At 69.9% G+C, this 20,417-nt stretch carries 16 protein-coding genes and 1 pseudogene; 10 read left to right on the top strand and 7 right to left on the bottom strand.

Annotation, left to right across the window (positions count from 1 at the left end):
• Nucleotides 1–100: 100 nt before the first annotated feature.
• Nucleotides 101–457: a hypothetical protein gene (locus tag RAB71_RS02825; RefSeq protein WP_236614903.1), complete on the top strand. Its 357-nt coding sequence runs from the start codon at nt 101–103 to the stop codon at nt 455–457.
• 293 nt (nt 458–750) lie between these two features.
• Here RAB71_RS02825 and RAB71_RS02830 read toward each other — a convergent pair.
• The 4 genes and pseudogenes from RAB71_RS02830 to RAB71_RS02845 form a co-directional block, all read right to left on the bottom strand.
• Nucleotides 751–894 (bottom strand): annotated as a pseudogene (locus RAB71_RS02830) (DUF72 domain-containing protein); the annotation flags it as partial.
• 279 nt (nt 895–1,173) lie between these two features.
• Nucleotides 1,174–4,065 (bottom strand): pitrilysin family protein, encoded by a 2,892-nt coding sequence (locus RAB71_RS02835; RefSeq protein WP_029562195.1) that lies wholly within the window; start codon nt 4,063–4,065, stop codon nt 1,174–1,176.
• Between the two features lie 165 nt (nt 4,066–4,230).
• Nucleotides 4,231–5,718, bottom strand: coding sequence for a cellulase family glycosylhydrolase (locus RAB71_RS02840; protein ID WP_041500574.1), 1,488 nt, complete (start codon nt 5,716–5,718; stop codon nt 4,231–4,233).
• 268 nt (nt 5,719–5,986) lie between these two features.
• Nucleotides 5,987–7,450, bottom strand: a complete 1,464-nt coding sequence (locus RAB71_RS02845; RefSeq protein ID WP_100224030.1) for a cellulase family glycosylhydrolase — start codon at nt 7,448–7,450, stop codon at nt 5,987–5,989.
• Nucleotides 7,451–7,756: 306 nt separating this feature from the next.
• Here RAB71_RS02845 and RAB71_RS02850 point away from each other — a divergent pair, with 306 nt between their 5' ends.
• Together RAB71_RS02850 and RAB71_RS02855 are read left to right on the top strand one after the other, a co-directional pair.
• Entirely contained in the window at nt 7,757–9,433 is a 1,677-nt protein-coding gene (locus tag RAB71_RS02850; RefSeq protein WP_010343676.1) for a M28 family metallopeptidase, read from the top strand.
• A gap of 47 nt (nt 9,434–9,480) precedes the next feature.
• Nucleotides 9,481–9,957: a hypothetical protein gene (locus RAB71_RS02855; RefSeq protein ID WP_234006615.1), complete on the top strand. Its 477-nt coding sequence runs from the start codon at nt 9,481–9,483 to the stop codon at nt 9,955–9,957.
• A gap of 13 nt (nt 9,958–9,970) precedes the next feature.
• On the opposite strand, the gene RAB71_RS02860 is transcribed toward RAB71_RS02855, so the two are convergent.
• The gene (locus RAB71_RS02860; RefSeq protein ID WP_010343674.1) at nt 9,971–11,563 is read right to left on the bottom strand and encodes an APC family permease; all 1,593 of its coding nucleotides are present in this window, start codon (nt 11,561–11,563) and stop codon (nt 9,971–9,973) included.
• Between the two features lie 272 nt (nt 11,564–11,835).
• On the opposite strand from RAB71_RS02860, the gene RAB71_RS02865 reads away from it, so the two are divergent.
• The 6 genes from RAB71_RS02865 to RAB71_RS02890 all read left to right on the top strand — a co-directional run bounded on the left by RAB71_RS02865 (nt 11,836) and on the right by RAB71_RS02890 (nt 15,595).
• Complete coding sequence (locus RAB71_RS02865; RefSeq protein ID WP_010343673.1) at nt 11,836–12,258, top strand: hypothetical protein; 423 nt, start codon at nt 11,836–11,838, stop codon at nt 12,256–12,258.
• A 10-nt stretch (nt 12,259–12,268) separates the two neighbouring features.
• Entirely contained in the window at nt 12,269–12,718 is a 450-nt protein-coding gene (locus tag RAB71_RS02870; protein ID WP_010343672.1) for a type II 3-dehydroquinate dehydratase, read from the top strand.
• Nucleotides 12,699–12,917, top strand: coding sequence for a hypothetical protein (locus tag RAB71_RS02875; RefSeq protein WP_029562193.1), 219 nt, complete (start codon nt 12,699–12,701; stop codon nt 12,915–12,917). Before RAB71_RS02870 ends, RAB71_RS02875 begins: the two co-directional genes overlap by 20 nt.
• Nucleotides 12,918–13,085: 168 nt before the next feature.
• Complete coding sequence (locus RAB71_RS02880; protein ID WP_010343670.1) at nt 13,086–14,396, top strand: sensor histidine kinase; 1,311 nt, start codon at nt 13,086–13,088, stop codon at nt 14,394–14,396.
• Nucleotides 14,389–15,156 carry a LytTR family DNA-binding domain-containing protein gene (locus RAB71_RS02885; protein ID WP_010343669.1) on the top strand — a complete coding sequence of 256 codons (768 nt, stop codon included), beginning with the start codon at nt 14,389–14,391 and terminating at the stop codon, nt 15,154–15,156. The genes RAB71_RS02880 and RAB71_RS02885 overlap by 8 nt, the downstream gene beginning before the upstream one ends.
• A gap of 43 nt (nt 15,157–15,199) precedes the next feature.
• Nucleotides 15,200–15,595 (top strand): hypothetical protein, encoded by a 396-nt coding sequence (locus tag RAB71_RS02890; protein WP_010343668.1) that lies wholly within the window; start codon nt 15,200–15,202, stop codon nt 15,593–15,595.
• A 557-nt stretch (nt 15,596–16,152) separates the two neighbouring features.
• On the opposite strand, the gene RAB71_RS02895 is transcribed toward RAB71_RS02890, so the two are convergent.
• Entirely contained in the window at nt 16,153–18,231 is a 2,079-nt protein-coding gene (locus RAB71_RS02895; RefSeq protein ID WP_010343667.1) for a TonB-dependent siderophore receptor, read from the bottom strand.
• Between the two features lie 301 nt (nt 18,232–18,532).
• Nucleotides 18,533–19,150, bottom strand: a complete 618-nt coding sequence (locus tag RAB71_RS02900) for a hypothetical protein (protein ID WP_010343666.1) — start codon at nt 19,148–19,150, stop codon at nt 18,533–18,535.
• 174 nt (nt 19,151–19,324) lie between these two features.
• On the opposite strand from RAB71_RS02900, the gene RAB71_RS02905 reads away from it, so the two are divergent.
• Nucleotides 19,325–20,251: an oxygenase MpaB family protein gene (locus RAB71_RS02905; RefSeq protein ID WP_041500960.1), complete on the top strand. Its 927-nt coding sequence runs from the start codon at nt 19,325–19,327 to the stop codon at nt 20,249–20,251.
• Nucleotides 20,252–20,417 lie beyond the last annotated feature (166 nt).

The following is a 20,417-nucleotide window of genomic DNA, read 5'->3' on the forward strand; positions in this document are numbered from 1 at the left end:
CGCACCGGCATCTGCGATGACCATGCGGCCTGCCTCCGGGTGGCGCTGGATGCATTTCTTCGGCGCCAGCACGCGCCGTCACTTCACAAGGACGATCACCATGACGCTGCCGGCTCCTCGCCGTTCCCGCACGCTCTCCGCTGTCGTGCTGGCGCTCTCGCTGTCGAGCGGGCTGGCGTCCGCCAGCAGCGTGACCGGCACGATCAAAGACCTGTCGGTCCGCGCGACCGACGGCGTGCACTACGTCGTGATCAACGGCACGCCGACGCAGCGCCCGTCGTGCGCGGCGAACACCACGTACTACATGATCAAGGACGAAACGTCCGATACCGGCAAGGCGCAGTTGGCGATGCTGCTGTCCGCCTACATGGCGGGGAAGCCGGTCTGGATCGAGGGAAGCGACGCCTGTACCCGCTGGGGCGACGGCGAAGACGTGCGCACGGTGAGCTTCCACTGAGCGATGCGCGCCGCGCGGCTGCACTGATGCGATCCTGCGACGGCTGCGCTGCGATCAGTTCCTGGCGCGGCATGCGCGGTGGCCGAGCAGCGCCAGACCGGCGGCCTGTCGGTCCGGCACCTGCATCTGGCCCAGCTTCAACGCGCGCATTGTCGCTTCGATCCGCTTGAGGTCGCCGCTGAGCCCTCGCTTACAGCGGCGACGAACGAGGGGTTGCAACCGTAGAAGCAGGGCATGTCCCGCACATTGCGAGCATCAGCGGGCGTGGCGGTCAGCCGGCGGCACCGACGCGCGACCGCGTCGAAGCGGGTGGCATAGCGCGCCAACTGGCTGGCGCCGTCGCCGACCAGGGCGCGTTGCGTGCTGGCGATCGACCAGCCGGCGCAGCCGACGCGGATGCGGGGAGCGGCGACGCGGCGGGGAGAAGCGGTCGGCATCGGCAGTGGCAGGCCAGGACAGGCCTTGCGGATACCAAGCGTTGCGACCAAGAGACGTGAAGGACAGGCGCGGCGCGCCGCCTTGGCGACTCATCCGCGACCCGCGCATGCCAGGGAAGGCAGATGCCTGCAGGCTGCGCCGCAGCGCAGCCTGCGCGTTCACTCACTGTCGTCGCATGTCGCATCGCGCGTTGGCGATGCGTTGCGATGGCGCCGACGCCCGATGCCGGCGTCGGCGCGTGGCGCATGGCGGGGCAGCCCCGCCATGCGTGTGCGGCGTTACTGCTTGGCCGCGGCCTTCGCCTTGACCGGCTGGCCGTCGCTGTCCAGCACCTGCACCTCGCCCAGCTTCAGCGCGCGCACCGGCGCTTCGATCTGCTTGAGGTCGCCGACGATGACCCAGGTCATCGCCTGCGGCGCCACGATCTCCTTGATCGCCGCTTCCGCCGCCGGCTGGTCGACCGCTTCCAGGCGCGTCTTCAGCGTCTGCACGTAGTCGTCCGGGCGGCCGTACTGGACGATGCCTTCCATCGCGCCGAGCACGGCGCCGGTGGTCTCGAAGCTGCCCGGCAGGGCGCGCACGCGCTGTTCCTTGATCTTGGCGATCTCGGCGGCGGTCAGCGGCTTGTCGCCGACCACGGCCTTGGCCTCCTTGAGGATCTCGGCGGCCGATTCGGCGGTCTTGTCGGTCTGCACCGGGGCGAAGAACAGGAACGGGCGCTGGCCGATCGCGTCGATCATGAAGCTGTTGGCGCCGTAGGCCCAGCGCTTGTCCTCGCGCAGGTTCATGTTCAGGCGCGAGGTGAAGGTGCCGCCGAAGGCGCCGTTGGCCACGCCGATGGCGAGGTTGTTCGGGGCCTTGGTCGAGGGCGCCAGCAGGCCGGCCAGGATCAGCGACTGCGGGGCGTCGTCGCGGTTGATCAGGAACACGCGCGGCTTGGGCTGTGCGGCCACCTGCGGCAGGCTCTTGGTCGGGCGCTTGCCGGCCGGGGCCTGCCAGTCGCCGAAGGCGGCATCCAGCTGCGGGATGATCTTGTCCAGGGTGGTGTCGCCGGCGACCAGGATGCGCACGTTGTCCGGACGCAGCCAGTTGTTCTGGAACGCGCTCAGGTCGCCCGCGGTCAGGCTCTTGATCGCCGCCTCGGTACCGGTGCCGGTGAGCGGCACGCCGTACGGATGGGTGGGGCCGTACAGCAGCGGCGGCAGGGTGCGCAGCGCCAGGCCCTGCGGCTGGGTCTTCTCCTGCGCGATCGAGGCCAGCCACTGGCCGCGGATGCGCTCGATGTCGTCGGCCTTGAACGCCGGGTTGCGCACGATGTCGGCGAACAGCTCCAGCGACGGCGCCAACTGGTCGTTGAGCGCGTTGAGCGAGGCATCGCAGCTGTCCAGTTCGCAGGACACGCTGGTCATCGCGCCCAGGCGCTGGCGGCGCTGCGCCACGTCCACCGAATCCAGGTTGCGGGTGCTCTCGTTCATCAGCGCCGCGGTGAAGTTGGCGGTGCCGAGCTTGCTGCCGCGGTCGGTCGCATAGCCGGCATCGAACAGCAGCTGGATCTGCGTGACCGGAATGGTGTGGCGCTCGGCCAGCACCACCTCGATGCCGTTCTTGAGCTTGCCGCGCTGCAGCTGCGGGAAGCTCAGGCTCGGGAACTGGGTGGTCTCCGGCACGCCGGCGGCGCGATCGACCTGGGTCTTGCCGACGCTGTAGTTGCCCTTGGCCGGCACCTTCGGCGCGGGCTTGCCCGGGGCCGCGGGCAGCGGCTTGACCGCCTTGTCCTCGGCCGCCGGATCGAAGCCCTCCGGCGCCGGCAGCACGGTCAGCAGGTAGTCGCCCTTGCCGAACCAGGTGTCGGCGGCCTTGCGCACGCTGGCGACGGTGGCGTCCTGCGCGCGCTGCAGGTCCTTCTTGTAGGCGCCCGGATCGTTGCGGTAGACCTGGCCCTCGGCCAGCACCGTGGCCTTGCCGCCGAAGCCGCCGACCTTCTCCAGGCCGCGCACGAAGCCGGCGCGGTAGCCCACCTGCGCGCGCTGCAGTTCGTCGGCGGTGGGGCCTTCGGCCAGGAACTTCTGCAGTTCGTCGGCGATGGCGGCCTCGACCTTGGCCGGGTCCACGCCTTCCTTCACGTCGGCGGTGATCTGCAACTGGCTGGCCAGCGCGAACGACTGCAGGCCGGCGGAGACGTCGTCGGCCAGCTTGTCGCGGTAGACCAGGCGCTGGTACAGGCGGCTGGTCTTGCCGCCGCCGAGCACGGTGGTGGCCAGGTCCAGCAGCACCGCATCGTCGGTGCCCAGTTGCGGCGCCACCCAGGTGCGGTAGATGCGCGGCTGCGCGACGTGGTCGTGCTGGACGCCGCGGGTCTGCTTGGCCAGCGGGGTGATCCACGGCTGCTGGCGCGGCACCGGGCGGCCGGCGGGGATGTCGCCGAAGTACTGCTCGGCCTTGGCCTTGGCCTGCGCCACGGTGATGTCGCCGGCCAGCACCAGGGTGGTGTTGGCGGCGCCGTAGTTGTCGTGGAACCACTGCTTGACGTCGTCCAGCGAGGCCGCGTCGAGGTCGGCCATCGAGCCGATGGTGTCGTGCTGGTACGGATGGTTGGCCGGGAAGATGTTGGCCAGGATGTTCTCGTCGACGCGGCCGTAGGGGCGGTTCTGGCCCTGGCGCTTCTCGTTCTGGACCACGCCGCGCTGGGTGTCCAGTTCCTTCTGGCCGATCGCGCCGAGCAGGTGGCCCATGCGGTCCGATTCCATCCACAGCGCGGTGTCCAGCGCGGTGGTCGGCACGGTCTCGAAGTAGTTGGTGCGGTCGAACCAGGTGGTGCCGTTCATGTCGGTGGCGCCGACCTTCTCGAACGGCTGGAAGTAGGTGCCCTTGTGGTTCTCCGAGCCGGAGAACATCAGGTGCTCGAACAGGTGCGCGAAGCCGGTCTTGCCGGCCGGCTCGTCGCCCGAACCGATGTGGTACCAGATGCTCACCGCCACCACCGGCGCCTTGTGGTCCTCGTGCACCACCACGGTCAGGCCGTTGGGCAGGGTGAAGCGGGTGTAGGCGATCTCCGGCGCGGTCGCCTGGCCCGGCGTGGCCGCGGCCAGGGCCGACGGCGCGGCCACCAGGGCGGCGCCGGTGCCGAGGGTGAGGATGCTGGAGATCAACAGCGACAAGGGTCGGAGCATGGGCCGGGCCTGAGTGTGGACAGTGCGCCAGCATAGAGGGCCGGCGGCGGCAGCGGGAACGTGACTGATGGCACAGCGCGGTGCGCTGGCGGCCGGCCGGCCGCGCGCCCGGCCATCCCCCGAGGGAGTGGCCGGGCGCGTGCCGTCAGGCAAGCCGCGGAGCGCTCAGCGTGCGGCGCAGAAGCCGAACTCGGCGGTGGCGCCGGGGGCCAGGGTCTTGTTCCAGTCCACGCCGCTGGCGCTGAGCGTGGTCCCCGACTGGGTCCAGGTGGCGTTCCACAGGTTGTTGACCGTGCCGCTGATCGACAGGGTGACGCTCCAGTCGCCGCTGCTGCCGCCGGTGTTGGTCACCTGCACGCGGTTGCAGTAGCCGGCGTTCCAGTCGCTGTCGACCAGCACCTTGGTGCTGAAGCTGCTGCCGGACGGCGGCGGCGTAGGCGTTCCGCCGCCGCCGTTGCCACCACCACCGCCTCCGCCATTACCACCGCCGTTATTACCACCGCCGTTGCCGCCGCCACCGCCCGTGCTGCTGCCGTCGCCGTCCCACAGCTTCTTCAGCAGGGTCACCTTGTCGGTACGCACCGTGCTCCAGTCGTCGTTGAGGATGCCGCCGGTGTCGCCGCTGTTGGGGTTCCACGACCAGTAGAAGCCGCTGTGGATGCCCTTGCCGATCAGGTAGTCGACCAGCGCGTTCTGCCACTGCACGTCCAGCGGGTTGCCCTGCCCGTACTTGCCGCCGAACTCGCCCAGCAGCAGCGCGTGGCCGGCCTGGGCGAACTGGCCGAAGTGCTGCTCCCAGATCGCCGGCATGTTGGCCGGGAAGTTGGAGGCGCTGAAGTACGGCTGCATGTAGACGTCCGGCCCGTACACATGCGGGGCGAGCAGCAGGCGGTTGGCCGGAATGGCCAGCGCGGTGCAGGCCAGCGGTTCCAGGTTCTCGCCCCAGAAGTGCGCGGTGTCGCTGGAGCAGGTGGACGTGTTGGAAATGCCTTCGACCACGATCAGCCAGTTCGGCGCGGCGTTCAGCACCGCCGCCGCTGCGCGCTCGGCGGCTTTGTTCCAGTCGGTGGCGGCATTGCCGCTGCCCCAGGTGGCGGCGCCGTGCGGCTCGTTCTTCAGGTCCAGGCCGATCACCCCCGGTACCGACGCGTAGCGCTTGGCCACGAAGGTCAGGTCATCCAGCCACTGCTGCTCGCTGTAGCTGCCGGTGTACCAGAGCTCGGAGATGGCGTTGCAGTCCGGCGTGTGGTGGTCGAGCAGCACGTACATGCCGCGGCTGCTGAGTTCGTTGACCACCTTGTCCAGGATCTGCAGCGAGTTCAGGCCCTGCAGGTCCGGATTGCGGCTGTAGTCGATGCTGCCGGGCGACACCGCCTGCAGCGTCTGCGGGCAGAACGGCAGGCGCACGGCGTTGAAGCCCAGGCCCTGCATCTGCGTGATCATGTCCTTCCAGTTGCGCGCCCACAGGCCGTGCACGGTGTGCTGCGAGGTCTCGAAACCGAACCAGTTGACGCCGCGCAGCTGCACGGCGTTGCCGGCGTCGTCGACCACCTTGCCCTGGTTGATGGCGTAGCTCCAGGCCGGGCTGCTGGCGGCCACGAGCGCCGCGGCCAGCAGGCAGCGGGTAATGCGGGAATGCAGGGACCTGTTCATTGCGATGCTCCGATGGCGGCCGGTGCGGAGCGCGCCGGCCAAAGGGGGGCGGATGCTCGGCGGCGATGATCGGCAGTGTCCGCCGCGGCGGCCGTGACTGCGGTTGCAGAAGAGGTGCTTGTCCACCGATTGCGCATGGCCGGCCGATGCGCAGGCGCCTGGCCGCGGCCGGGCGGTGATGGGGAACGCAGAAACGCCAACGGCAGCGTCGTGGGACGCTGCCGTTGGCGTGTTGCCCCGCGGGGTGCGCGGGGCGATGGCGCGGCCTTCAGCGGGCGGCGCAGAACCCGAACTCGGCGGTGGCGCCGGGGGCCAGGGTCTTGTTCCAGTCCACGCCGCTGGCGCTGAGCGTGGTGCCCGACTGCGTCCAGGTGGCGTTCCACAGGTTGTTGACGGTGCCGCTGATGGACAGGGTGACCGCCCAGTTGCCGGTGGCGCTGCCGCTGTTGGTCACCTGCACGCGTTCGCAGTAGCCGGCGTTCCAGTCGCTGTCGACGATGATCTTGGTGCTGAAGCTGGCGCTGCCCGGGGCCGGGGTCGGCGTGGGGGTCGGCGTCGGCTCCGGGGTGGGCGTGGGCGTCGGGGTCGGGGTCGGGGTCGGCGTGGTGCCGCTGGTGTCGCCCCACAGCCGCTTGAGCCCGGTCATCTTCTCGGTGCGCACGGTGGTCCAGTCGTCGTCGAGCACGCCGCCGGTGTCGCGGCTGTTCGGGTTCCAGGCCCAGTAGAAACCGCTGCGGATGTTCTTCTTGATCAGGTAGTCGATCAGCGCCTTCTGCAGGATCGGATCCTGCGCCTGGTTGCGGCCTTCGTTGCCGCCGAACTCGCCGATCATCATGGTGTAGCCGAGCTGGGTCAGCTGGCCGAACTGGCGCTCCCAGATCGCCGGCATGTTGGCCGGGAAGCTGCTGTCGCCGAAGTAGGGCTGCCAGTTCACGTCCGGGCCGTATACGTGCGGCGACAGCAGCAGGCGGTTGGCCGGCACATTGAGCTTGGTGCAGGTCAGCGGTTCCAGGTTGCCGCCCCACCAGTAGCCGTAGCTGCTGGAGCAGGTCGGGTTGTCGGTGATGCCCTCGACCACGATCAGCCACTTCGGCGCCACCTTCAGCACCGCTGCCGAGGCACGCTCGACCGCCTTGTTCCAGTCGGTCTTGAGGTTGCCGGTGCCCCAGGTGTTGCGTCCGTTCGGCTCGTTCTTCAGGTCGATGCCGATCACGCCCGGCACCGAGGCGTAGCGCTTGGCCACGAAGCTCAGGTCGCTGATCCACTGCTGCTCGCTGTAGGAGTCGGTGTACCAGAGTTCGGAGATGCCCTGGCAATCGGGCGAGTGATGGTCCAGCAGCACGTACATGCCGCGGCTGCTGAATTCGTTGATCACCTTGTCCAGCACCTGCAGCGAGTTCAGGCCTTGCAGGTCCGGGTTGCGGCCGTAGTCGATGCTGGTGGGGGCGACGCCGCGCAGGGTCTGCGGGCAGAACGGCAGGCGCACGGCGTTGAAGCCCAGGCCCTGCATCTGCGTGATCATGTCCTTCCAGTTGCGCGCCCACAGGCCGTGCACGGTGTGCGCGCTGCCTTCGAAGCCGAACCAGTTGACGCCGCGCAGCTGCACCGCGTTGCCGCGGTCGTCCACCACCGTGCCTTTGCTGACCGCGTAACTCCAGGCCGAACCGCTGGCGGCCAGCAGCGCGGCGGCCAGCGCGCAACGGGTGATGCGGGTGAAGGGGGACATCGCCATCTCTGCAGGTCTCCGGAAGCGGGCCGGCCCCGCAGTCGGAGCGGCCCAGGGTGAGGGTGGGGGCAACGGACGCCATGCGCGGCTCGGGTGGAAGCCGCCATGGGCACGCGGATCGGCCTGGGCCACCGGATCGGCATGGCCCCGGGATGCGCGAGCGCGGCATTAGAGCATGTTCAGGTTCGTATTTGAGCTGTTTATCACAATAAATTTTTGCGACAGCGCACGTACGGCGATCATTCGACACACCCCGGCCCCGGGCGGGCGCCGCTACACTCGATGCTCTTTGTGTCTGCCGAGGGGAACCCCGTGAAACAACCGATCGTGAGCCTGCTGGCCCTGGCGCTGTCCGGCGCCTGCCTGGCGGCGCCGCCGTCCGCACCGACCTTCGATACCCAGCGCCTGTCCAACGACGTCAAGACGCTGGCCTCCGACGCCTACGAGGGCCGCGCCCCGGGTTCGGCGGGCGAGGAGAAGACCGTGGCCTACCTGAGCGCGCAGTTCCAGGCGGCCGGCCTGCAGCCCGGCGGCGACCTGCGCGACGGCAAGCGCCTGTGGACGCAGGCGGTGCCGCTGCGCCGCGCCGACATCGTCGGTACCCCGCGCCTGGCGATCGCCAGCGGCGACCAGCGCCAGGCCCTGACCCAGGGCCAGCAGATCGCCGTGCGCGCCGCGCTCGACGGCAGCAGCCAGGTCAGTCTGGACGGGGCGCCGCTGGTGTTCGTCGGCTACGGCGTCAAGGCGCCCGAACGCGGCTGGGACGACTTCAAGGGCGTGGACCTGAAGGGCAAGATCGCGGTGGTGCTGATCAACGATCCCGATTTCGAGACCGGCAAGGGCGCGTTCGACGGCAAGGGCATGACCTACTACGGCCGCTGGACCTACAAGTTCGAGGAAGGCGCGCGGCAGGGCGCGGCCGGCGTGCTGATCGTGCACGAGACCGCACCGGCCTCCTATGGCTGGGCCACCGTCGCCAACTCCAACACCAACAGCATGTTCGACGTGGTTCGCGACGATCCCAAGTCGGTGCACCCGGAACTGGAGGGCTGGATCCAGCGCGACCTGGCGGTGAACCTGTTCAAGCGCGCCGGGCTGGATTTCGATGCGCTGAAGAAGCAGGCGCAGTCGCGCGACTTCAAACCGGTGGAGCTGAAGGGCGAGCGCCTGTACGCCGACTACGCGGTGAAGTCGGAGGTGATCACCTCGCACAACGTGGTCGCGCGCCTGCCCGGCAAGACCCGGCCGGACGAGACCCTCATCTACACCGCGCACTGGGATCACTTGGGCGTGGGCGCGCCCGACGCCAAGGGCGACCGCATCTTCAACGGCGCGCTGGACAACGCCAGCGGCGTCGCCGCGCTGCTGGAGCTGGCCCGCGCCTTCGCCAAGGGCCCGGCGCCGCAGCGCTCGGTGGTGTTCATGTCGGTCACCGCCGAGGAGAAGGGCCTGCTCGGTTCGGAGTACTACGCCTCCAAGCCGCTGTACCCGCTGGCGCGCACGGTGGCGGTGATCAACATGGACGGCATGAGCCCGTTCGGACCCTCGCGCGATTTCGGCATCTACGGCACCGCCAAGCTGGAACTGCTCGACGACCTCAAGCGCGTGGCCAAGGGTTGGGACCTGCGCTACACGCCCGATCCCAAGCCGGAAGCCGGCTATTTCTTCCGTTCCGACCACTTCTCCTTCGCCAAGCGCGGCGTGCCGGCGCTGTCGTTTGCGGCTGGCCAGGACTGGGTGGACGGCGGCGTCGCCGCCGGCAAGGCCGCCTCGGACGACTACACCGCCAAGCGCTACCACCAGCCCGGCGACGAATGGCAGCCGAGCTGGACCTTCGCCGGCGCCGCGCGCGACATGCAGGTGCTGTACACCCTGGGCGAGGAACTGGCCAACTCGCCGCAGTGGCCGAACTGGAGCCGCGACTCCGAGTTCCGCGCCGCCCGCGACGCCAGCGCCGCGCAGCGCCAGGCCGCGCCCGCCAAGCAGTGAGCCACGACCCGTTGCCGCCTGCGTCGCAGGCGGCCCCGGACGCACGCGTGGACGAGGTCGACCCGCTCGACGCGGAAGCGGGCAACGACCCGCTGCCGCGCTGGCTGGTCGGCGTCGGCGTGGTCATGACCTTCCTGTTCGTCGGCCCGCCGCTCGGGACCGTGGTGGTCGGGCTGCCGGTGGCGATCGCGATGACCTGGGGAGAGGGCAGCGTCAGCGCTCCGCTGCTGCTGCTCCTGCTGATGGCGATGTTTTCCTATGTCTTCGGCGCCTTGCCGGCGCTGTTGACCGGTCTGTTCGCCGCACGCGCCTGGCCGCGCCTGCGCGGCTGGCGTGCGCATCTGCGCATCGGCCTGGTCGGCGCCGGCACCTCGTCGGTCTGCGTCGCCGCGGCGCTGGCCTTGTTCGACAGACGCGACGACCCGTCCCACCAGGGCGTCATCGCGGTGGGCCTGTGCGCCCTGGCCGGTTTCGTCGGCGCCGCGCTGCTGTCGCGCGCGCTGCAGTTCCTGCGCGGCGGCTAAGCGCCGCCGCGGCTCAGCCGCCGCTGGCCTGCTGCAGCGACGGGGTGCGCCAGCCGGCGCGCACGCCCCAGAAGTAGAACCCCAGCGCGACCACGCCGACCACCACCAGGTCCGGCCCGTAGGACAGGTAGCCGTGGCCGCCGAAGGTGGTGCTGCCGGCCCACGACAGCAGGGCGATGGTCGGCAGGTAGGCGATCAGCCAGCTGGCGCCGCGCAGGTGCCGGCGGAAATCCTTCCAGCCGTCGCGCTGCTGGTAGTAGGCGTACACCGGCAGGGCCACCAGCATCAGCAGGATGATCTCGCCGGTCAGCGGCCAGCGCGCCCAGTACAGCAGTTCGGTGGCCAGCACGAAGGCGGCGGCGGCCAGCACCGGCAGGCCGGCGATGCGCAGCGGGCGGTGCATCTCCGGCGCGTGCTTGCGCAGTGCCATGGCGCTGATCGGGCCGGTCAGGTAGGAAATGATGGTGGCCACCGAGATCACCGCCGCCAGCGTGCCCCAGCCGCGGAAGAAGAACAGGAACAGGTAGGACACCAGCAGGTTGAAGAACATCGCCGGGCGCGGCACGCCCCAGGTCGGATGCACCCGGCCCAGCACCTTGGGCATGGTGCCGTTGCGCTCCATGCCGTAGATCATCCGCGCGGTGGTGGCGGTGTAGGTGATGCCGGTGCCGCTGGGGCTGACGAAGGCGTCCACGTACAACAGCATCGCCAGCCAGTGCAGGTTGACGATGATCGCCAGCTGCGCGAACGGCGAGCGGAAGTCGATGCCGTGCCAGCCGGCCTTGGCCAGCAGGTCCGGCGGCACCGCGCCCAGGTAGGCGACCTGCAGCAGCACGTAGACCACCGTGGCCAGCGCGATCGAGCCGAGCACCGCGAACGGGATGCTGCGCCCGGGATTGCGCGCCTCGCCGGCCAGGTTCACCGGGCTCTGGAAGCCGTTGAAGCTGAACACGATGCCGGCGGTGGCCACCGCGGTGAGTACCGCGGCGAAGTCGATGGTGTGGCTGCCGCCGTGCAGGCCGACGCTGAAGTTCTCGCTGTGGAAACCGCTGGCGATCAGCGCCACGCCGGTGAGCGCCGGCACCACCAGCTTGAACACGGTGATCAGGCTGTTGGAGCGCGCGAACAGCTTGACGCTCCAGAAGTTCAGCAGGAAATACACCAGCACCAGCACCGCGGCGATGCACAGCCCGGGCACCGACAGTTCGCCGGCGCCGCCGGGCTGCTGCACGTACAGGTCCTGCGCCCACTGCCACGGCCAGGACGCCATGTACTGCACCGAGGCCTCGGCCTCCACCGGGATCACCGACACGATCGCGATCCAGTTGGCCCAGCCGGCGATGAAGCCGACCAGCGAGCCGTGCGAGTAGTGGCTGTAGCGGACCATGCCGCCGGACTCGGGGAACATCGCGCCCAGTTCGGCATAGGCCAGGGCGATGGTGGTGACGATCGCCGCGCCCAGCACCCAGGCCCAGATCGCGCCGGGGCCGGCCAGCCCGGCGGCGCGCCAGGCGCCGAACAGCCAACCGGAGCCGATGATCGAGCCGAGGCCGGTCAGCATCAGGGCGAACGGGCCGACATCGCGGCGCAGAGCGGAGTGGGTCATGGCGGGTCCGGGCGGCGGTGGCTGCGGGAAGCCGGGGATGATCGCATAAAGCTGGGATTGGGGATTCGGGATTGGGGATTGGCTTAGAAGCCGGGATTCGGGATTGGGGATTTGGGATTGGTGGAAGCGCAGCGCTGCCATCCGCTTTTGCGAATCCCCAATCCCGAATCCCCGCCTTACGCAGACTTTACGCGCGCAGCCCCCAACCGCCATGGCGCGCTTACGCGGCGCGCGCGCAGACTGCGCCCCGTCCTTCCCGTTGGATGTGTTCCATGTCGATTCTGCTGATCCAGGGCCCGCATCGCGATGCGTCGGCCATTGCCGCGGCGCAGTGTCTGGCCGCGTCCCATGCTGCGCAGGTGGTGCCGGTGGCCTGCGCCGATGCCGCGCAGATCGTGGCGCGGCTGCGGCAAGGCGCGTGCGACGACACCGAGCTGGTGCTGCTGGACTCCGGCGAGTTGCCTGCATCGGAGCTGGCCGACCACGGCGCGCAGCTGTGCGCGGCGCTGGAGGCGCTGGGCCACCCGTACATCGAGGTGCACGACGCCAGCGCGCAGGCGCTGGAACCGCTGCTGCAGCCGCGGCACGCGCCGTTGCTGACGGTGATCGCCAACGGCGCGCTCGCCGACAGCTATGCCATCGCCCTGGGCGTGGCGCAGCGCCGGCTCGGCGCGCGCGCGGCACTGGCCAACTGAGGGCGCCGCCATGTCGATCCTGTTGCTCCGTGGCCCGGACTGCGTGGCCGGCCATCGCGGCCGCCCGGCGCGCATCGCCGCGCCGGTGATGCGGCAACTGCTCGCCCATGCCGGGCGCGCCGGCAAGACCCTGGCCGTGCGCGGCTGCGCCAGCGAGCGCGAACTGCTGCAGGCGCTGGCCCAGGCCGATCAGGCCGGGGTGGAGATGCTGCTGCTGGATCCGGGCGCGTGTTCGGACAGCGCCGTCACCGCGGACGCGGTGGCGCACCTGCGCCGGCCCTACGTGGAAGTGCACGACGACGCCAGCGATCGCCGCGAAGCCTGCCTGTGCGCGGCCTCGGGGCAACGGCTAGGCCAGGTCGGCGGCTACTGCGCGCAGGGCTACGCGCTGGCGCTGTCGATCGCGCTCGAACACCTGGGCTGCAACGGTTATGAAGGCGATGTCCACGTCGGTACCTGAGCGCGCGCGCCACTACCTGGCCGACTACGAGGCCTACAGCTTCGGCCAGCGCGTGGCCTGGGGCACGCTGGCGCACACCTGGGCCGAGCCGGCGCCGCTGGATCCGGAGCGGCTGCTGGGCCGCCTGCGCGCGCAGGCGGCGCAACGCCACGGGGTGGACAGCAGCGAGATCCGCATCCGCAGCGTCAGCCGGCTGTAGGGCGCGCTGTCGCCTGGAATGGCGCCGCCGCCTTTGCGTGCGGCTGGGCTGCGGTTTCGTCCTGCCAAGGTCGGGCTCCATCCATGCCAGCGGCAGTTTCGTCGCACGCCGCTGGCGCTGCGCGACGCCGCGGCTATCCTCGCCGGAACTCCCCAATCCCCGGCCGCCATGCTCGCCAGCCTGTTCTTCCTCGTTCGCCTGTTGTGCGCCTGGGCCGGGGCGGTGATCGTGGCCGCCTTCGTCTGGGCCGGGTTGTTCTACGGCATGAATTCCGGGCCGGGCTGGCTGTTCGGCCTGTTGGCGATGCTGTTGATGCTGTCGGCGCTGATCGCCGGCATCACTCATCTGCGCAAGGTCTGGCTGATCGCAGGACGCCTGGATTGGGGAACCCTGGCCAGCCGCCAGCGGCGCCAGATCGAGATCCCGCTGGACACCCGCGAGGCGTTCGCACTGCTGGATGCGGCCGTGCGCGAGCTGCCGCGGGTGGAGGAGGTGGAAAGCACGCTGGACAGTCTGCAGGTGCGCGCCAAGGTGCGCCGCATCGATCCCTACAACGGCCGCCCGCCGTCGCGCTGGAACCTGGCCGCGCGCTTCGCGGTCAAGCGCAATCAGGTCCTGGCGACGGTGACTCCGGGCACCGGCACCAGCAGCCTGACCCTGCTGCTGGAGCCGGATGCCAGCGCCTGGATCGACCTGTTCGCGGTCGACGAGGGCAGCAACTACGAGAACGCCGAAGCCTTGGGCCGCGCGCTGGCCCGGCGCGTGGCCGAGCTGCGCCGCGACGAGCAGGCCGCCGCCGCACAGGCCGCCACCGAGCAGGAACTGACCGTGGCGCGGCTGAATCTGCTGCACGCCCAGGTCGAGCCGCATTTCCTCTACAACACGCTGGCCAGTGCGCAGGTGCTGGCGCGCACCGATCCGCCGCGCGCCGACCTGATGCTGGGTTACCTGATCCAGTATCTGCGGCGCTCGCTGCCCAGCGCCGAGGACGCGATGAGTTCGCTCGGCGACGAACTGGAACGGACCCAGGCCTACCTGGAGATCCTGCGCATCCGCATGGGCGCGCGCCTGCAACTGCAGGTGCAGGTACCGGAGACGATGAAGACGCTGCCGCTGCCGTCGATGATGCTGCAGACGCTGGTGGAGAATGCGATCAAGCACGGTCTGGAACCCAAGCCCGGCGGCGGCACCATCTGGATCCTGGCGCGCGCGGTCGACGACCACGTCACCCTGACCGTGGCCGACGACGGCCTGGGCTTCAACACCCAGTCCAGCGGCACCGGCATCGGCCTGAAGAACCTGCGCGAACGGCTGCGCCTGACCTATGGCGGCGCGGCGAGCTTCGCCATCGTCTCCAACTTCCCCAACGGCGTGGCCGCCACCATCACCCTGCCGTGGCCGGCGGGGACGACGCAGACACCGCCGCCAGCGCCAGCGCCGGCACCGGTGGCGATGCACACGGGAGCGCACCATGACTGACGCGATCGTCGCCGAGGACGAAACCCTGCTGCGCGACGCGCTGGTCGCGTTGCTGGGCGAGGTGTGGCCGCAGCTGCGCATCGTCGCCGAGTGCGAAGACGGTGCCAGCGCGCTGGAACGCCTGGCCGAACTGCGCCCGCAGGTGGCGTTCCTGGACATCCGCATGCCCGGGCTGAGCGGCATCGAGGTGGCGCGTGCGCTGGGCGACCTGAGCCCGCACACGCAGGTGGTGTTCGTCACCGCCTATGACCAGTACGCCATCGATGCGTTCGAACACGGCGCGGTGGACTACCTGCTCAAGCCGATCGTGCGCGAACGCCTGCAGGCCACGGTGCAGCGGCTGCAGGCGCGTGCGGCGCAGGGGCCGGATCCGGCGGTGCTCGATGCCTTGCTGCAGCGCCTGCAGCAGCGCCCGGCCGCGCCGTCGGCGCCGCCGCCGCTGGCCTGGGTCACCGCCAGCAGCGGCCGCGAGACGCGGCTGATCCTGCTCGACGACGTGCTGTATTTCCAGGCCGACAGCAAGTACACCACGGTGCTCACCCGCGACGGCGAGGCGGTGCTGCGCACCTCGCTGCGCGAGTTGCTGGACGTGCTCGATCCGACCGCGTTCCGGCAGATCCATCGCTCGACCATCGTCAACCTCAAGGCGGTGGCCTCGGTGGTGCGCGAGGACACCGGCAAGGGCCGGCTGAAGCTGCGCCACCGCGACGAGGTCCTGACCGTCAGCCAGCCGTACATGAGCCTGTTCCGCGGCATGTAGCCGCGCAGCCCCTTCGCTTCGCCCTGGAAAAGGAATCTTGGTCATGCGCCTGCTCTCCTTGCTGTGGTCGTGCCTGCTCGGCCTGTTCGGCTGCCAGGGACATGCCGATCTGGACCTGTCCACGGGCGCCCGCCGCGAGACGGTGGTGCAGGCCAGCGACCGCGGCGTGCCATTGATCTTCAGCCGGACCACCTACCGCGATGGCCTGGCCACGTTCCGTTGCCTCGACAGCCGCAGCGGGCGCTGCCACTACCAGGTCTATGCCGCCTGCACGGCACCGCAGGCGGCGCCCGGCAGCGAGCGCGCTGCATGCAGTCCGCGCTCGCTGAAGGCCTTCGATCTGGCGGTCGGCCAGCGCCGCGAGATCGCCGGGCTGCCGCGCGACTTCCGCCAGTGTGTGGTGTCGGATGCCCCGGCGTCGGCGTGTGGGCGCGAGTGAGGCGCGATAGCGAACCGCTGGTCGATAAGATCTTCCGACACAACAAGCGATGCGCGATGGCCGAGGCTGTTGTGGGAGGGACTTCAGTCCCGACGCGCGTGCAACGAAGCTGCCGGGCGACGTCCCGCGTCGCGACTGAGGTCGCTCCTATAGGAAGCGTTACCGTGGAGTTGTCGGACTTCGCGCGTTGTGGCTGAAGCCGCTGAGAGACATTGCCGGGAAGCTGTCGGATGAAGTCATGCGTCGCGGCTGAAGCCGCTCCTACGTGGTGCCTTGTTGCGGTCCGAACATCGGCAGCGTAGGAGCGGCTTCAGCCGCGACCCGGATGCGAGGTCGACCGATGCATCGCATCGCGTCGCCGCATCCGCCCTTGCAGCCGAATGACGCAATCAGCCCGTCGCTGTTGTGGGAGGGACTTCAGTCCAGACGCATCGGCAACGGAACTGCCGGATGACGTCTCGCGTCGCGACTGAAGTCGCTCCCACAGGGTATTCCCCGCGATCCGGCATCCGCGCTTTCGGCTACGGCATCGCGTCGTGCGCAGCGACGCCACCCACTCAGTAATCCACGCCCACCGAGAACAGCAGGGTGCGCGGGTCGCCCAGGGCCACCGCGCGCTGCAGGCCGCCGGTGAAGTAGTCGCGGTCGAAGGCGTTCTTCAGGTTCAGCGCGTAGCGCCAATGGCCCTGGCGGTAGCCCAGGCCGGCGTCGAACACCAGGTAGCCGGGAATGCGGTGGCCGTAGGCGGTCTTCTCGCCCTCGGCGCGGGCACCGCCGCTGACGCTCCAGCCGTCGGCCATGCCGTGGGCGGTGTACTGCAGCCACAGCGAGCCGCTGTGCCGCGGCACGTTGTACAGGCGGCTGCCGACCGTGCTGACGCGTTGCCCGCCGTCGTCGGTGACCACCGCATCGGTGTAGGCGTAGCCGCCGAACAGGCTCAGCCCATCGCCCAGGTCGGCGGCGGCGTTGAGCTCCAGGCCGCGGCTGCGCTGTTCGCCCACGGCGATGCTGTAGCCGTCGTTGAACGGATCGCTCTGCAGCACGTTGCGCCGGCGCAGGTCGTACAGCGCCATGCTCAGGCTGGTGCCGCTGCCCACTTCCATCTTGACGCCAAGTTCCACCTGGCGGCCGCGCTCGGGATCGAACTGTGCGCCTTGCGCGTCGACGCCGACGTTGGGATAGAACGAGGTAGCGACGCTGACATACGGGCGCAGCCCGCCACCGGCGTCGAACATCAGCGCTGCCGAGCCCGTGGTCGCGCTGTTGTCGGTGCGCGTGTCGCTGCCGGCCAACCGGTCCTCGCTCTGGTTGCGGCTGCGATCGTGGCGCAGGCCCAGCAGCAGTTGCCAGTCCGGTGCGAACTGGATGCGGTCGCGCAGGTACAGGCCGCCCGAGGTCACCACGCTGAGGTTGTCGCGGGTGGGCCGGGCCGGGCAGACCACGGCGCTGCCGTAGACCGGCGCGTACACGTCGAGGTTGCCGACGCGGCAGGTCGACTGCACGTTCCATTCCCAGGTCTTGAACGCGTCCAGGCCGGCGGTGACGGTGTGCTGCCAGGTGCCGGTGGCGAAGCCGCCCTGCAGGTAGGTGTCCTGCACCCAGGTGCGACCGTCGAACTGTTGCTGGGTGGCGGTGCGGCGCAGGGTGCGCAGGTTGGCGGCCAGGCCGTTGTTGGCGATCAGGAAACCGTCCAGCCCGAAGCTCTGCCAGCGCGCGGCGTGGTGCAGGCTCCAGCCGTTGTCGAAGCGGTGATCGAGCACGTAGCCGATCCGGCTCTGGTGGCTGTGATACGGCCGCTGCCCGGGTTCGCCGGTGAACAGCGCGCGGTCGATTTTGCCGTTGCGGTTGGGTTCGGCGCTGCCTTCCCAGGGCAGGCCCTGCTGGCGGATGTAGTCGCGTTCCTGGTAGCTGGTCAGCAGCACGAAGTCGGTGCGCGGCCCCAGGTCCAGCGACAGCGACGGCGCGATCCAGCGGCTGCGGAAATACACGTGGTCGGTGGGATCGTCGCTGTTCATCGCCAGCCCGTTGAGGCGCAGCGCCACCTTGCCGTCGGCCGACAGCGGCTGGTTGAGATCCACGCTGCCCTGGCGCAGGCCGTCGCTGCCCACCCCCAGGTCGACCCGCCGCATCGGCTCGGCGCCGGGGCGTTTGCTGATCAGGTTGACCAGGCCGCCGGGCAGCACCTGCCCGTACAGCAGCGAGGCCGGGCCCTTCAGCACTTCCACCTGCTGCACGCCGAACAATTGCTCGGCCACACGGTTGCTGTCGGCGGTGCGCAGGCCGTCGACGAACAGCGCGTCGGAGGCGGTCTGGCCGCGGATGATCAGGTCGTCCCAGCCGCGCCGGCCGTAGGTGTTGGCGACCACCCCGGACACGTTGTGCAGGGCGTCGGACAGGCTCAGCGCCTGCTGGCTGTCCAACAGCGCGCGCGGCACCACGGTGATCGAGAACGGCGTCTGCGCCAGCGGCGCATCGGACTTGTCGGCCTGCACCGGCCCCGTGGCGCGGAAGCCGCTCTGCGCGTCGGCGCGCACCTGCACCGTGGGCAGGGCGGTGGCTTGTGCGGCATCGGCGCCGCTGTCGGCGTCCGAGGCGGTGTCGGCACTGGCGGCGTACGCAGGCAGGGACAGCGCCATGCCCAGCAGGCAGGCGCACGAAAGGGGGTGCAGTGTCATCGAGACCGGGGGGCGAAAGTTCTAATCGAGAATGATTATATTTCGCGAAATTGGTCTTGGGAATGCCCGTGGCCTAGGCGCGGCGCAGTGCCGCTGCGCGGCAGGCCTGCGCATTGGCGTGCCTTGCCTGCGCTGTGCCGGCACCGCAGCGCCGGCGCAGCGCATCGCCGCGCGGTCTCCACAAACGCAAAGCGACCGCCGGTGCGGTCGCTTTGCGGTGGGGCGTTGAGGTGGTGCGGCGTCGCGCGGGCGCGCGGCGGCCTCAGCCGGCCACGCGGAACACGCCGGGCTGGCCACCGGGCGGCGTGCCTTCGAACTGGATCAGCGAGGCGACCAGTTCGGCATGCAGGCGGATGCGGCCCATCTCGCGCATGATCCGGATGTCCTCGTGGCGCAGTTCGCGGTTGGCCACCACCTCGCGCTTGTAGGCGAGGATCTCCGGATACTTGCGCGCCATGTTCAGCGCGTCGGCCACGCACTCCACGGTGTCGGCATCGGCCGACAGCGGTTCGCGGCTGTTGAACGCGGTGAGCCAGCGCTCGAAGCCGGCGGTGCGGTCGAACATGTTGGCGATGAACCAGATCACGAACAGGATCGCCACCCACGAGGTGACCACGATGACGATGCGCGAGAACGTCAGGTGGTAGTCGTGCTGCCACAACTGCGCGGTGATCACGCCGAGCAGGATCAGCGAGATCGCCTGCCAACCGATGATCGAGGCCACCAGCCACTGCTGCTTGGCCTTGGCCAGCAACGCCACCTCTTCGCGGATCTGCGCCTCGCTCTTGTGCTGCCAGTGCGCGACCTGTTCGGGAAACGAGCGCTGGTGCAGCGCGTTGTCCTCGAGCAGCAATCCCAACCCCTTGAACAAAGCGATCATGACGAGCTCCTTGCAGATGCGGTGACGGACGCGGAACGTCGGCGGGCGATCTTGAGGCAGCTTCTTTCTAGCACAGCGGCCGCAAAGTGCATGCTGCGGTCGCACATGCAGAGCGGCCCGCGCGCGCCATACGCCATCGCACGGCGCTGGCGCCGCCTCCGCTACCATCGGGGCATGCCCTCGCTGCTGCGCACCCTCTCCGCTCCGGCCACCACCCAGATCCGCCGCTGGGTGCTGGGCGCGTTCCCGCGCGAACGCGACGCCATCGACTACGACCAGCCGCTCGGCGATGTGGGCCTGTTCGGTCCGGACAGCGTCACCTGGCGCATCCATGCCGAGTTTCCCGGGATGCTGGCCGGCGGGCTGTGTGCGCTGCTGCTGCAGACCCTGCACCCGCTGGCGCTGGCCGGGGTCTACGACCACTCCAACTTCCGCGAGGACCTGGTCGGGCGCCTGCGCCGCACCACCCAGTTCGTTGCCGCCACCAGCTACGCGCCCACGGACGCGGCGCAGCGCCAGATCGCCCGCGTGCGTGCGATCCATGCGCGGGTGCGTGGCCACACGCCCGACGGGTGCGCCTACGCGGCCGACGATCCGGCGCTGCTGACCTGGGTGCACGTGACCGAGGCCTACGGCTTCCTGCAGGGCTACCGCCGCTATTGCCGCGCGGTGCCGACCGCGATCGCCGACCGCTACTACGACGAAGGCCGGCGCGTGGCCGAAGCGCTGGGCGCGCGCGAGGTGCCGGCCAGCGAGGCCGCGGTGCTGGCCTATTTCGAGCGGCAGCGGCCGCTGCTGCGGGTGGATGCGCGCTCGCGCGAGGTGCTGGCGGTGCTGTCCGGCCTGCGCCTGCCGGTGCCGGCGCCGGGGCTGTCGCGGGAACTGTTCCTGGGCGCCGGCGCAGCGTTGCTGCCGCCGTGGGCCAGCGCGCTGCTGCGACAGGCACGGCTGCAGCGCACCGGCCCGGCGGTGCCGGCCTGGCTGCTGCAGCAGGTGGCGCCGCTGTTCCGGGTCGCACTGCACGACGGCATCGCCGCGCGCGCGTGCCGCCGTGTCGGGCTGCCGATGCAGCAACTGGCGCAGTGGCCTGCGATGGACTGAACACGTTTATCTGTGTCGCTTAGCCCAGGATTGCGTCACGCAAGGTCAAGATCGCCGGTCCCAAGCCGCTGTAATCAGCACCTACGTCAGTCCTCCCTTTTCGATGCCGCCGAACCCGCTCGCCGACAGGAAGCGCGACCGTCGCTTTCGGCACAGCCTGCGGCGC

Origin of the sequence: Xanthomonas sacchari, from assembly GCF_040529065.1 — a bacterium.
Classification (GTDB): Bacteria; Pseudomonadota; Gammaproteobacteria; order Xanthomonadales; family Xanthomonadaceae; genus Xanthomonas_A; species Xanthomonas_A sacchari.